Annotated in this window: 9 protein-coding genes; 7 read left to right on the top strand and 2 right to left on the bottom strand. The window is 73.1% G+C overall.

What is annotated here, in order from left to right; translation table 11 throughout:
• From AB8Z36_RS14395 to AB8Z36_RS14380, 4 genes are all read left to right on the top strand, one after another.
• Window positions 1-1,239: ATP-grasp domain-containing protein (locus AB8Z36_RS14395; RefSeq protein WP_369213672.1), on the top strand; the 1,239-nt coding region annotated here is incomplete at its 5' end.
• Complete coding sequence (locus AB8Z36_RS14390; RefSeq protein ID WP_369213671.1) at window positions 1,236-2,459, top strand: MFS transporter; 1,224 nt, start codon at window positions 1,236-1,238, stop codon at window positions 2,457-2,459. The genes AB8Z36_RS14395 and AB8Z36_RS14390, both read left to right, overlap by 4 nt.
• A gap of 28 nt (window positions 2,460-2,487) precedes the next feature.
• Window positions 2,488-3,456 carry a diiron oxygenase gene (locus tag AB8Z36_RS14385; protein ID WP_369213670.1) on the top strand — a complete coding sequence of 323 codons (969 nt, stop codon included), beginning with the start codon at window positions 2,488-2,490 and terminating at the stop codon, window positions 3,454-3,456.
• Window positions 3,453-4,442, top strand: a complete 990-nt coding sequence (locus tag AB8Z36_RS14380; RefSeq protein ID WP_369213669.1) for an ornithine carbamoyltransferase — start codon at window positions 3,453-3,455, stop codon at window positions 4,440-4,442. The genes AB8Z36_RS14385 and AB8Z36_RS14380 overlap by 4 nt, the downstream gene beginning before the upstream one ends.
• Here the strand turns inward: AB8Z36_RS14380 and AB8Z36_RS14375 are convergent.
• A complete protein-coding gene (locus AB8Z36_RS14375) occupies window positions 4,415-7,192 on the bottom strand; it encodes a helix-turn-helix transcriptional regulator (RefSeq protein WP_369213668.1) in 2,778 nt (925 codons plus the stop codon). The two genes, AB8Z36_RS14380 and AB8Z36_RS14375, sit on opposite strands and share 28 nt — an antisense overlap.
• A gap of 101 nt (window positions 7,193-7,293) precedes the next feature.
• Between AB8Z36_RS14375 and AB8Z36_RS14370 the strand changes: the two genes are divergently transcribed.
• Both AB8Z36_RS14370 and AB8Z36_RS14365 read left to right on the top strand, forming a co-directional pair.
• On the top strand, window positions 7,294-8,370 hold the full coding sequence (locus AB8Z36_RS14370; RefSeq protein WP_369213667.1) for an NAD(P)H-dependent amine dehydrogenase family protein: 1,077 nt from the start codon (window positions 7,294-7,296) through the stop codon (window positions 8,368-8,370).
• Window positions 8,371-8,373: 3 nt separating this feature from the next.
• The gene (locus tag AB8Z36_RS14365; RefSeq protein WP_369213666.1) at window positions 8,374-8,853 is read left to right on the top strand and encodes a carboxymuconolactone decarboxylase family protein; all 480 of its coding nucleotides are present in this window, start codon (window positions 8,374-8,376) and stop codon (window positions 8,851-8,853) included.
• Between the two features lie 27 nt (window positions 8,854-8,880).
• Here the strand turns inward: AB8Z36_RS14365 and AB8Z36_RS14360 are convergent, their stop codons facing one another.
• Window positions 8,881-10,422, bottom strand: coding sequence for a GMC oxidoreductase (locus AB8Z36_RS14360; protein WP_440581917.1), 1,542 nt, complete (start codon window positions 10,420-10,422; stop codon window positions 8,881-8,883).
• A gap of 306 nt (window positions 10,423-10,728) precedes the next feature.
• Here AB8Z36_RS14360 and AB8Z36_RS14355 point away from each other — a divergent pair, with 306 nt between their 5' ends.
• Entirely contained in the window at window positions 10,729-12,114 is a 1,386-nt protein-coding gene (locus AB8Z36_RS14355; RefSeq protein WP_369213664.1) for an MFS transporter, read from the top strand.
• Window positions 12,115-12,116 lie beyond the last annotated feature (2 nt).

The raw sequence follows: 12,116 nt of genomic DNA, 5'->3' as shown, positions 1-12,116 counted from the left end.
GTCCTCGTGGTGGGCAGCGGCACCCAGGAGTACCGCGAGTACCGGCTGCGTTCCGCGGCGCTCCGCGCCGACCTCTGGCTGCTCGACACGGCGGCCCCCACCTGGCAGTCCCCGCACCTCGCGGGCGCCACCGAGGTCGATCCGACCGATCTGAACGCCCTGACCCGGGCCGCCCGCGCGGTCGCCGACCAGCGCAAGGTGCTCGGCGTCTTCTGCTACGACGAGGCGCTGATCCTGCCCGCGGCCCAGGTCGCCGAGGCCCTCGGCCTGCCGGGGCCCTCCGTGACCGCCGTGCGCAACTGCCGCGACAAGCACCGCACCCGCGCGCTCCTGCGCGACGTCGGTCTTCCGCAGCCGAGGTTCGCGCTCGTCGCCGACCTCGCGGAGGCCGCTGCCGCCGCCGAGTGGATCGGCTACCCCGTGGTGGTCAAACCGCGCGGTCTCGGTGCGAGCCGGGGCGTCGCCCTGGTCCGCTCGGCCGACGACCTCGCGGGCCTCTTCGCCGACGCACGGGCGGCCCACTACCCCGGCGTCCCGACCTACCGCGCGGGCATCCTCGTCGAGGAGTACCTGGAAGGGCCCGAGATCAGCGTCGACGGCGTCGTCCACGAGGGCCGCTACACGCCGATGTTCCTCGCCCGCAAGGAGGTCGGCCTCTTCCCGTACTTCGAGGAGACGGGCCACATGGTGAGCGCGGGCGATCCGCTCCTCACCGACCCGTCCCTGCGCTGGGTGCTCGCCGCTACCCACCGCGCGCTGCGCGTCGACGACGCCGTCACCCACACCGAGGTCCGCCTGACCACCCGGGGGTTCGTGGTGATCGAGGTGAACGGGCGGCTCGGCGGCGACCTCATCCCCTACCTGGGCTCGCTCGCCACCGGCATCGACCCGGGCCTCGCGGCGGCGGACGTCGCCGTGCGCGCCAGGCCCGGCCTGGACGCCGTACGAGCCCGCACCACCGGTATCCGCTTCCTGTATCCGCCCGAGCACTGCCGCGTGGACGAGGTGGCCGTGCCGGAACCGGGCGCCGTGCCGGGGCTGCTGCGGGCCGTCGCCCTCGCGGGCCCCGGCGACGAGCTGCGGCTGCCGCCGCTGGACTACCTCCAGCGGTACGCCTACGTCCTGTGCGAGGCCGACACCCCCGCCGAGTGCGCCGCCCGGCTCGACGCGGCGGCGGAGCGCGTGCACCTGGTGGGCCGGCCGCTGCCCGCGGACCCCGGCGCACAGGTGGCGTCATGAGCGCGCCGACGGCGGACCCCGGCGTCCGCGCCGCCCTGCGCGCGCTGCCGGGCCCGGCACGGCTGCTCCTGGCCGGGGTCGCCCTGAACCGCATGGGCTCCTACGTCCAGGTCTTCGTGGTCCTGTACGTGACCTCGCTCGGGCACACGGCGGCCCAGGCGGGCCTCGTCCTCACCGGCTACGGCGCCGGTTCCGTGCTCGGCACCCTGCTGGGCGGGATCCTCGCCGAACGGGTCGGCAACCGGCTCGCCATCGCGGGCTCGGTGCTCGTCACCGGAGTGCTCACCGCGGTCCTGCCCGCCGCGCCCGGCTACCTCGCGCTGCTCCTCACCGTCACCGCGACCGGCGTCGCCGCGCAGGTCTACCGGCCCGCGGCCTCGGCACTGCTCGCCGAACTCCTGCCGCCTGAGCGCCTGGTGGTGGCGTCGGCGGTCTTCCGCCTCGCCCTGAACGTGGGCGCCGCGCTCGGCCCGCTCGCCGGAGCGGCGCTCCTGACCGGCTCGTACACGCTGATGTTCGAGGTCAACGCGGCGGTGTCGGTGGCCTTCGGCGTGGTGGCGCTGGTCGCGCTGCCGTGCGGCTCGCCCGCCCCGGCCGCGCGCGGCGCCCGGGAGCGGGCCCGCTACGCCGACGTGCTGCGCGACCGGCGGTTCGCGCTCGTCGTGCTCGCGCTGTTCCTGATCGCGCTCGTGGAGTCGCAGTACCTCTCCGCGCTCCCGCTCGACCTGCGCGCACGCTCCGTGCCGACGGCCGTGTACACCGCGCTCGTCGCGCTCAACGGCCTCCTGGTCATCGTGGGGGAACTCCCGCTGACCCGCTATGTGCAGCACTGGCCGATGCGCGTCTCCATCGCGGGCGGCATCGCCCTCATCGGCACCGGCATCGGCCTGTACGGGGTGGGCGGCGGAGTCGCGTTCCTCGTCGCTGCCACCGTCGTGTGGACGCTGGGCGAGATGATCGCCGCGCCCTCCACCCTCGCCTACCCGGCACTGACCGCCCCCGAGGGCGCCCGCAGCCGCTACATCGCCGCCCTCTCCGCGGGCCAGAGCGTCGGCTACGCGGCGGGCCCCGCGCTCGGCGCGCTCCTCTTCCAGGGGCTCGGCGGCGCGGTGTGGCCCGTCTTCGGGGCCGTCGGCCTGCTCGCGGCGGCCGCCGCCCGCTCCGGGGTCCACCAGCCCGAGGCGCTGCGGACGGCCGTCCCGGCCGCCACCAAGACCTGACCGAGCCACTTCCCGGAACCGAGAAGGAATGACGGACAACGACGCGCACGACTGGTACGAGCGGGCGGGGGTGCGCGGCGGCCCGCACCGGACGGTGACGGGCCCCCTGGACCCCGCGACCCGCTTCTTCCCGCACCACCTGGTGCCCTACTGGACCCATCCGCTGGTGCGCGCGCTGCCCGAGCGGCGCCGCCACGAACTCCTCGCCCGCCACCTCTACCACTACCTGTCCTTCACGGCCCACTTCGAGACCCGGGTGGTCAACCGCGCCACCGAGCGCATCGCGGACGGCCGCTCGGGGCTCGAACTGCCCGCCTCGGTGCGCCTGGACGCCTACCGCATCTACTGCGACGAGGGCTACCACGCGCTCTACAGCCTCGAAGTGGTCGAGCAGATCGCCGAGGCGTCCGGCATCCCGCCGCTGCCCTACGCCTTCGACCCCTTCCTGCGGCAGCTCGACGGCATCGGCGCCGAACTCCTCAAGGGCGAGCCGGTCCTCGCCCAGCTCCTCCAGGTCGTCGTCTTCGAGACGCTGGTCACCTCCGTACTCGGCGAGGTGCCCAAGGACCGCGCGGTGCTGCCCGTCGTACGGGAGATCGTGCGGGACCACGCCAGGGACGAGGGCCACCACCACGTGTACTTCTCACGCTTCTTCGAACGCCTGTGGAGCGGCCTCTCCCCGCAGCTGCGGCGGCGGGCCGCCCACTGCCTGCCCGAGCTGATCGTCTCCAGCCTCACCCCCGACCTGCGCCCGGTGGCCGCGGCGCTGACCGCGGCCGGGCTCGGCCCCGACGCCGTGCGGCAGGTCATCGCCGACCGCTACCTGAGCTCGCGGAGCAAGGACGCCCTGCGGGCCACCGCGCGGCACACCGTCCGCCTCTTCCGGGACACCGGAGTCCTCGACCAGCCCGGCGCGACGGACGCCTTCGCCGCGGCCGGACTGCTGAGCGGTGTACCGGCACTGCCCCTCACCCCCTCCACGGAGGAAGAGTCATGACGACCGACGAGACCGTCCCCCGCGGCGCGCCGCCCGCCGCCCCCGAGAGCGGCCTGTTCTCCCTGGCCGACCTGGAGGTGGAGACCGTCGCCCGCCTCGCGGACCGGGCCGTGGAATTCCACCGCGACCCCGCGGCGCACACCCGGCCGCTGGCCGGAGCCACGGTGGGCGTCCTGTTCACCAAGCCGTCCACCCGCACCCGTACCGCCTTCACGGTGGCCGCCCTGCGCCTCGGCGCAGCCCCGGTGACCTACGGTCCCGGTGACCTCCAGCTGTCCACCGGCGAGGCGATCGCCGACACCGGGCGGGTGTTCGGCAGCATGCTGGACGGCCTCGTCGCCCGCACCGCGGGCCCCCTGAAGGAGCTGCGGCAGCTCTCCCGCCACGGCCGCCTGCCGGTGGTCAACGCGATGGCCACCGAGGAACACCCCTCCCAGGGCCTGTGCGACCTCGGCACCCTGCGGCTCTGCCTGGGCGACCTGCGCGGCCTGCGGCTGCTGTACGTGGGGGAGGGCAACAACACTGCCACGGCGCTCGCCCTCGCCCTGTCCGGCGTGCCCGGCTGCGAGGCCACCTTCGCCTGCCCGGCCGGCTACGGCATCCCCGAGGAGCAGCTCACGGCGGCGCGGAAGCGGGCCGCGCGGGCCGGAGCGCTGATCCGGCTCAGGGACTCGGCCGACGACCTGCCCACCGGGGTCGACGTCGTCTACACCACCCGCTGGCAGACCACCGGCACCCGCAAGGCCGACGCCGCCTGGCGCGAGCGGTTCCGGCCCTTCCACGTCGACGAGGAGTTCATGACGCGCCGCCCCGGCGCGCTGTTCCTGCACGACCTGCCCGCGCACCGCGGCGACGAGGTCACCGGGGCGGTCCTCGACGGGCCCAGGTCGGTGGCGTGGACACAGGCGTCGATGAAGCTCAGCAGCGCCATGGCGGTCCTGGAGTGGGCCCTGCCCCGTCAGACCGCCGACGCCTCCGAGGCCTGAGCGAGCAGCCGGACCAACTGGGCGCGGCGGTGCACCCCGTCGAGCTTGCGGTAGATGTTGCTCAGGTGGAACTCGACGGTCTTGACGCTGAGGAACAGCCGCTCGGCCACCTCGTGGTTGGTCAGACCCCGGCCGACCACCAGGGCGACCTGCATCTCCTGCGGGGTCAGGCGCTCAAGGGGCGCACGCTCCGGGCGGACCTCGGTGCCGCCCGCCGCGTGCAGTTCGGCGGCGACCCGGGCCGCCCACCCGGAGGCGCCGAGCCGCTCGAACGTGGCGTGGGCCCGCTCAAGCAGCGGGCGGGCCTCGCTGCGCCTGCCCTGCCTGCGCAGCTGCTCGCCCCAGGCGAACTCGGTGCGCGCCCGCTCGAAGGGCACCGGGCGCTCGGCGAGCAGCGCGAGGGAGCGCTGCATATGGCGCGAGGCGGCCTCGGGGTCGTTCGGTTCCAGCAGGCCCCGGCAGCGCGCCGCCGCCCCCGCGGTGACCGGCCGGTGGCCGCGCGAACCCTCGTACTCAAGGACTTCGAGGACCTCGCGGGCCTCCTTGGGCATGTGCAGATGGACATAGGCGTCCGCGAGGTCGGCGGCCCAGGTCAGATAGAGGCCGTCGCCGCGGCCGTGCGTACGGGAGAAGGCGCGGACCTCCTCCAGGCGGTGCACCGCCTCCTCGAAGCGGCCGAGGCCGAGCTCCAGGAGGCCGAGGGCGCCGCGGGCCCGTGCCGCGTCCATGGGCAGTTCGGTGGCGGCGGCCCACTCCATGGTCTGTGCCGCGTGCTTGCGGCAGTCCTCCTCGCGGTTGAGCGCCGCCTCGGTCCGCGCGAGGCCCGCGAGGCCGCGCGGCACCTCGATCAGCCTGCCGGTGGCCTCGGCGAGGCGCACCGCCTCGTCCGCGTGGGCGACCGAGGAGCTCCACCGGCCCCGCCAGAACTCCACCACGGCCAGCGTGCACAGCAGGTGCGAGAGCAGGCCGACCGCGCTGGAGCCGCGGGCGGTGTAGGCGGCGCGGTCCAGGAGGCCGTGCGCCTCGTCGAGTTCCTCGGCCGCGAGGTGGCAGAGCCCGCCCACGCCGGAGAGCGGGTAGGGGAAGGCCGGGTCGGGCGAGGCGAGCGGCTGCGCCAGTTCGCGCAGGAGCGTGCGGCCCGCCTCGGCGTCGCCGCCGAGCAGCAGGACCAGGGTGCGCAGGAGCCGCACCGGGAGCAGCGTCTGATGGGCGGTCTCGGCCAGCTTCATCGCCGTCTCGGAGGTGCGCTGGGCGGCGGTGAGGTCGCCGACGGCCAGTTCGGTGAGCGCGATGCCGCCCAGCATGACGGCGGCGAGCGCGGGGTCGACCTTCTCCGCCTCGTCGACGGCGGACCTGAGCAGTTCGCGGGAGCGGGTCGGCCTGCCGCGCTGCACGTCGAGGTAGCAGCGCAGCTGGCGGATGTCGAGCTGGGTGTTGAGCTGTTCGGCGTGCTCCAGGGCGCGGTCGAGGATCGCGGCGGCTTCGTTCAGCGATCCGGCGGCCTGGGAGGCGCGGGCCGCGCACAGCAGCCGCTCGGCCTTGCGCTGCCCCTCCGGGGTGAACCGGGCGGCCCGCTCGTACAGCCGGGAGGCCAGGGGGTAGGCCAGGGTCTCGGGGGCACCGGAGGCGGCGTTCTCCAGGAGCGAGGCCACGTGCTCGTCSGGCTCGGCGCCGGAGGCGGCCAGGTGCCAGGCGTACTGCTCCAGGGCGGGGGCGGTGGCGCCCTGGAGTGAGCGCGCGATGGCGTGGTGGGCCCGGCGTCTGCGCACCGGGGTGGCGCCGTGGTAGACCGCCGAGCGCACCAGCGGGTGCCGGAAGGCGTACCCGTCCCGCTCCTCGACGACCAGACCGGCGGCCTCGGCCGCCTCCAGGGACTCGTAGCTGAGGTCGTGCGCGCGCAGCGCCGCCTCGGTGCCCGCGAGGGGGCGGGTGCCGAGGACCGCGAGGAGCAGCATGGCGTCCTGGGCCTCCTGGGGCAGCCGGGCCACGGCGCTGCCGAAGGTGTGGGCGAGGAGTTCGCCGATGGGCAGCGGGGCCTCGGTGTCGTCGCCGTCGGCGCCGCTCCCGGCGAGCAGGGCCGGGAGTTCGATCAGGGCGAGCGGGTTGCCGCGGGCCTCGGCGAGCAGCCGGGCCGCCTCGCCCTCGGTGAGCCGGGCGGTGCCCTCCTCGGCGATGAGGCGGTGTGCGGAGTCGGCGTCGAGGCCGCCGAGGGTCATGGTCTCGATGGAGGCGAGCCGGGAGGCGGGCTCCTCCAGTTCGTCGCGGGTGGTGAACAGCACGACGACGCCTTCGCGGCCGAGTCTGCGGGTGGCGAAGGCGAGCGCGTCCAGGGAGTACGGGTCGAGCCACTGGGCGTCGTCGACGGTGACGAGGACGGGGCCCTCCTCGGCGATGGCACCGAAGAGGCTGAGCGTGCCCGCGGCCACCGCGAAGCGGTCCTGTGCGACGGCGGGGCCGAGCGCGAGGGCGCCGGTGAGGGCGGCGGCCTGGCGCTCGGGGATACGGTCGAGGAAGTGCAGCACGGGCCGGAGCAGATCGGCGAGGCCCACATAGGGCAGGTCGGACTCGACCTCGACGCCGCGGGTGCCGAGCCGCATCAGATCGTCGGCCTGCGCGGCCACGTAGGAGATGAGGCTCGTCTTGCCGATGCCCGCCTCGCCGCGGATGAGCAGGGCACCGCTCTCGCCCCCGCGAGCCTTGTCGATGAGAGCGAGAAGACGTGCGCATTCCGAGGAACGCCCCAGGAGCATATGCGTAGCGTACCGGCGGTAGGAGCGTGCGGAAGAGGCATCGGCGGACTTGTCGGTTCACGCCTCTGTCAACCGCTGACGCCCCTCGCTACCCTCCGCGCATGATTCCCACGGTGGTCTGGGGTACCGGAAATGTGGGCCGTGCGGCCGTGCGCGCCGTCAACGCCCATCCTGCGCTCGACCTGGCGGGCGTGCTGGTGCACAGCCCGGCGAAGATCGGCCGTGACGCGGGTGAACTGGCGGGTCTGGAGCGCCTGTTGGGGGTGGCCGCGACCGACGACGTCGACGCGGTCCTCGCCGCCGGGCCGCGCGCGGTGGTGTACGCGGCCTCCGGTGATCTGCGCCCCGACGAGGCGCTCGGCGATGTGGTGCGCGCGGTCCGCGCGGGCGCCGTCGTCGTGACGCCCTCGCTCTATCCGCTCTACGACCAGCGCGGCGCCCCGCCGGAGTTCCGCGATCCGGTGCTCGCCGCCGTCGCGGAGGGCGGCGGCGCGCTCTTCGCCTCCGGCGTCGACCCGGGGTGGGGCAACGACGTGCTGCCGCTCCTGGTCAGCGGGCTCGGCTCCACCGTGGACGCCGTCCGCTGCCAGGAGATCTTCGACTACACCACGTACGACCAGGAGGACTCGGTCCGCCATCTGATCGGGATGGGGCATCCGATGGACTACGAGCCGCTGATGCTCGCCCCCTCGGTCCCCACGATGGTGTGGGGCGGGCAGATACGGCTGATGGCCAGGGCGCTCGGCGTCGAGCTCGACGAGATCCGCGAGACCCTCGACCGGCGCGCGCTCGAGAGGAGCGTCCGCACGCGCACGATGGGGGAGTTCGCGGCGGGCACCCAGGGGGCCGTGCGCTTCGAGGTGCGGGGCTTCGTCGGCGGCGAGCCCCGCATCGTCATCGAGCACGTCACCCGCATCCACGCGTCCTGCGCCCCGGACTGGCCCGTGCCGCCCGGCGGCGCTGACGGCGCCCACCGGGTGATCATCGAGGGCCGCCCCCGTATCGAGGTGACGGTCGAGGCCACCGACGAGGACGAGAACCGCTCGGCGGGCGGCAACGCCACCGCGGTGGGCCGTCTGGTGAACGCCATCGACTGGCTCGTGGACGCCGGACCCGGCCTCTACGACGCGCTCGACGTCCCGCTGCGCCCGGCGGCGGGCCGGCTCGGAAGGAAGTGACCCATGCACATCGACATCCCCGAGGGGCAGGAACCGATTCCCTACGTGTGGGGCGACATGGTCCCCGGGATAGGGATGGCCGCGTCGAACTTCTCCCTCGCCGTGTACGCCCACACCACCCTGGGTCTGCGCGAGTTCGAGGCGGCGCGGCTGCGCATCGCGCAGATCAACGGCTGTGTCTTCTGCCTGGACTGGCGCACCGAGCGCGACGGGCTGAAGGTCGAGGAGGAGTTCGCCGACGCCGTGACCCAGTGGCGCACCACCGACGCCTTCGACGACCGCACGAGGCTGGCCGCGGAGTACGCCGAGCGGTACGCCCTGGACCACCACCATCTCGACGAGGAGTTCTGGACGCGGATGACCGCGCACTACAGCCAGGCGGAGATCGTGGAGCTGAGCATGAGCATCGGGTCGTGGCTGGCGTTCGGCCGGCTCAACCACGTGCTCGGTCTGGACACCGTGTGCGTGCTGCCCAAGCCCTGAGGGCTCCTTCGCGGGGGCGCGGGCAGCTCACAGGTCGGTGTCGATGATCTTCGCGATGTTGCGCTCGGCGAGCGCGGTGATGGTGACGAAGGGGTTGACGCTGGTGTTGCCGGGGATCAGCGCCCCGTCGATGACGTAGAGCCCCGCATACCCCTGCAGGCGGCCGTAGTTGTCGGTCGCCCTGCCGAGGACCGCGCCGCCGAGCGGGTGGTACGTGAGGTGGTCGCCCCAGATCTTGTAGGTGCCGAAGAGGTCGGTGCGGTAGATCGTCCCCTCCTTGGCGTTGATCTTGTCGAAGATCGTCTTGGCCGCGTCGATCGACGGCTGCTTCCAGGCGGTCTGCCAGTCGAGCTCCGCCCTGCCCGCCGCCGCGTTCCAGGAGAACTGGGCGCGGTGCGGGTTCTTGGTGATCGACAGGTAGAACGAGGCGTACGTCTCGATGCCGGTGGGCAGCGGCGCCACCTCGGCGAAGGCGCCGCCCGCGGCCCAGTTGTCGATGCCCGCGGTGGGGATGGCGGACTGCAGGCTCCCCGTCGCGTCCCACATGTGGTTGGCGCGCCCGCACATGACGTTGCCGTTGTCGCCCCAGCCCTTGCCGACCTCGCCGTTGAGCCGGGACAGGGCGCCGGTCGCCTTCAGCTTCACCAGGAGCTTGCTGGTGCCGACGCTGCCCGCGGCGAAGAACACCTTGTCGGCCGTCATCTCCTTGGTGGCGACGGTGTCACCGGTGGTGTTGAGCTGCTCCATGGTGACGGTGTAGCCGCCCCCGGCGGCCGGGGTGACGGAGGTGACCCGGTGCAGCGGGGTGATGGTGACCCGTCCGGTCGCCTTCGCGCGGGCGAGGTAGGTCTGCTGGAGGGACTTCTTGCCGTGGTTGTTGCCGTAGAGGATCTCTCCAGCGAGCGCCGACCTGGTGGCGGTGCCCGCCTGTTCCCGCTTCATGTAGTCCCAGTCGTACACGTCGGGGACGAAGACGAAGGGGAAGCCGGAGCGCTGGGCGTGCTTGCGGCCGACCCGGGCGTACTTGTAGCACTCGGCGGTCTCGAACCAGTCGGGGTCGATGGTGGCGACGCCGAGGCCCGCGTTGGCGCGCGGGTAGTAGGTCCCGTACATCTCGTTGGCGTCGACCGTCGGGAGCACCGCGGCGAAGTTCTCCCGCCGGGGCGTCACGGCCATGCCGCCGTTGACCAGTGAACCGCCGCCGACGCCACGGCCCTGGTAGACGGTGATGCCGCCGAACTCCTCGGCGTCCAGGATGCCGGTGTGCCTGGGGACGTTCTTGTCGATGGGGAAGCCGAGGAAGTTGCTCAGCGGCTGCTTGGTCCTGGTGCGCAGCCAGTAGGAGCGCTCGTCCGGGCTCGTGGTGTTGGCGAAGATCTTGCCGTCTGAGCCGGGGGTGTCCCAGGCCTTGCCCATCTCGACCATGTGCACGTCGACGCCTGCCTCGGCGAGCCGCAGGGCGGTCACCGAGCCGCCGTAACCGGTGCCTATCACCAGGACGGGGACGCGGGCGGCGGCGTCGAGTGCGCGGGCCGGATACGCCTGCGCGGAGAGCGCGACGGCCCCCATAATGGAACCTGTTCCAGCAATGAATCTACGACGTGACAGGCCGTCAGATAAGGTTCTGTGCTCGGATGTATCGCTCATGTGACCTTCCTCACTTGTGGCTGAATCGGAACGAGTTCTACTGCCGTAGGCGTGGGAAGTCACGCCATACCAAAAGGTAACTTCTGTCCGGTCCCGCGCCTCGCATGGTGGCCGGTCACATCAGCGGCACGGCAACCATGGTGCTCCGCCATATACGCCACTGATCTGCGGTTTCCTACCTTGTGCCGGTACGGAAGCGTCCCCGCGGAACTCCTGGAAGTGGTGCACATGGCCTCCCAAGCAACCGCTCCGCCGGCCCGCGCCGGCATCGGCCGCATCGTGGCGGCCAGCCTCGTCGGCACCACCATCGAGTGGTACGACTTCTTCCTCTACGGCTCGGCCGCCGCACTGGTCTTCAACACCCTCTTCTTCCCCTCCAGCGACCCCCTCGTCGGCACCCTGCTCTCCTTCCTCACCTACGCGGTCGGCTTCGCCGCCCGCCCCCTCGGCGGCGCCGTCTTCGGGCACTTCGGCGACCGCATGGGGCGCAAGAAGCTCCTGGTGATCAGCCTGCTGATGATGGGCGGCGCCACCTTCGCGATGGGCCTGCTCCCCACCCACGCGAGCATCGGCGTCGGCGCCCCCGTCCTGCTCACCGTCCTCCGCCTGGTGCAGGGCTTCGCCCTCGGCGGCGAGTGGGGCGGCGCGGTGCTCCTGGTCTCCGAGCACGGCGGCGACGCTCGGCGCGGCTTCTGGGCCTCCTGGCCGCAGGCCGGCGCGCCCGGCGGCAACCTCCTCGCCACCGGCGTGCTCGCGCTGCTCGCCGCCGTCCAGTCCGAGGAGGCCTTCCTCGCCTGGGGCTGGCGTGTGCCCTTCCTGCTCTCCGGGGTCCTGGTGATGATCGGCCTGTGGATCCGCATCTCCGTCACCGAGTCGCCGGTCTTCCTCAAGGCACAGCGCGAGGCGGAGGCCGCCGCCGCGGCGGGAGCCGAGCAGAAGCCGCCGGTGGTCGAGGTGTTCCGCAGGAGCTGGCGCGAGGTCCTCACCGCCATCGGCACCCGGTTCGGCGAGAACATCTCGTACTACATCCTCACGGCCTTCGTCCTCGTCTACGTCACCGTCCACCTCGACCTGCCCAAGAGCGACGCGCTCAACGCCGTGCTCATCGGGTCCGCGCTGCACTTCGTCACCATCCCGCTGTGGGGCGCGCTCTCGGACCGCGTCGGCCGCCGCCCGGTCACCCTGATCGGGGCCGTCGGGATGGCGGGGTGGGCCTTCGCCTTCTTCGCGCTGCTCGACACCAAGTCATTCCCCGTCATCGCCCTCGCGGTCACCGTCGGGCTGCTCTTCCACGGCGCGATGTACGGGCCCCAGGCCGCGTTCATCTCCGAGCTGTTCGACACCAAGGTGCGCTACTCCGGCGCCTCGCTGGGCTCCCAGCTCGCCTCCATCGTCGCCGGCGCGCTCGCCCCGATCATCGCCGTGGAACTCCTCAAGGACTACGGGTCCGCGCTGCCGGTGGCGCTCTACATGTCGTTCGCGGCCCTGGTCACCGCCGTGACCGTGCGGTTCGCCAGGGAGACGAAGGGGCGTGACCTCTCCGCCGACGAGACCGGCGGCCCCGCCCCGGTGCCCGCGCCCCGGCGCGAGGGCTCCTTGCCGCTCGGCGGCTGACC

The sequence above is a fragment of the Streptomyces flavofungini genome (assembly GCF_041028215.1).
GTDB classification, from domain to species: domain Bacteria; phylum Actinomycetota; class Actinomycetes; order Streptomycetales; family Streptomycetaceae; genus Streptomyces; species Streptomyces flavofungini_B.
The sequence above is the reverse complement of the archived record's forward strand: the minus strand, read 5'-3'. Positions and strand labels throughout refer to the sequence as shown.

What these genes read in the sequence shown, in the direction of transcription:
- AB8Z36_RS14360 (WP_440581917.1), bottom strand. Translation starts at nt 10,422, where the DNA reads ATGGGGGCCGTCGCGCTCTCCGCGCAGGCGTATCCGGCCCGCGCACTC.
- AB8Z36_RS14365 (WP_369213666.1), top strand. Translation starts at nt 8,374, where the DNA reads ATGCACATCGACATCCCCGAGGGGCAGGAACCGATTCCCTACGTGTGG.
- AB8Z36_RS14370 (WP_369213667.1), top strand. Translation starts at nt 7,294, where the DNA reads ATGATTCCCACGGTGGTCTGGGGTACCGGAAATGTGGGCCGTGCGGCC.
- AB8Z36_RS14385 (WP_369213670.1), top strand. Translation starts at nt 2,488, where the DNA reads ATGACGGACAACGACGCGCACGACTGGTACGAGCGGGCGGGGGTGCGC.
- AB8Z36_RS14390 (WP_369213671.1), top strand. Translation starts at nt 1,236, where the DNA reads ATGAGCGCGCCGACGGCGGACCCCGGCGTCCGCGCCGCCCTGCGCGCG.
- AB8Z36_RS14380 (WP_369213669.1), top strand. Translation starts at nt 3,453, where the DNA reads ATGACGACCGACGAGACCGTCCCCCGCGGCGCGCCGCCCGCCGCCCCC.
- AB8Z36_RS14355 (WP_369213664.1), top strand. Translation starts at nt 10,729, where the DNA reads ATGGCCTCCCAAGCAACCGCTCCGCCGGCCCGCGCCGGCATCGGCCGC.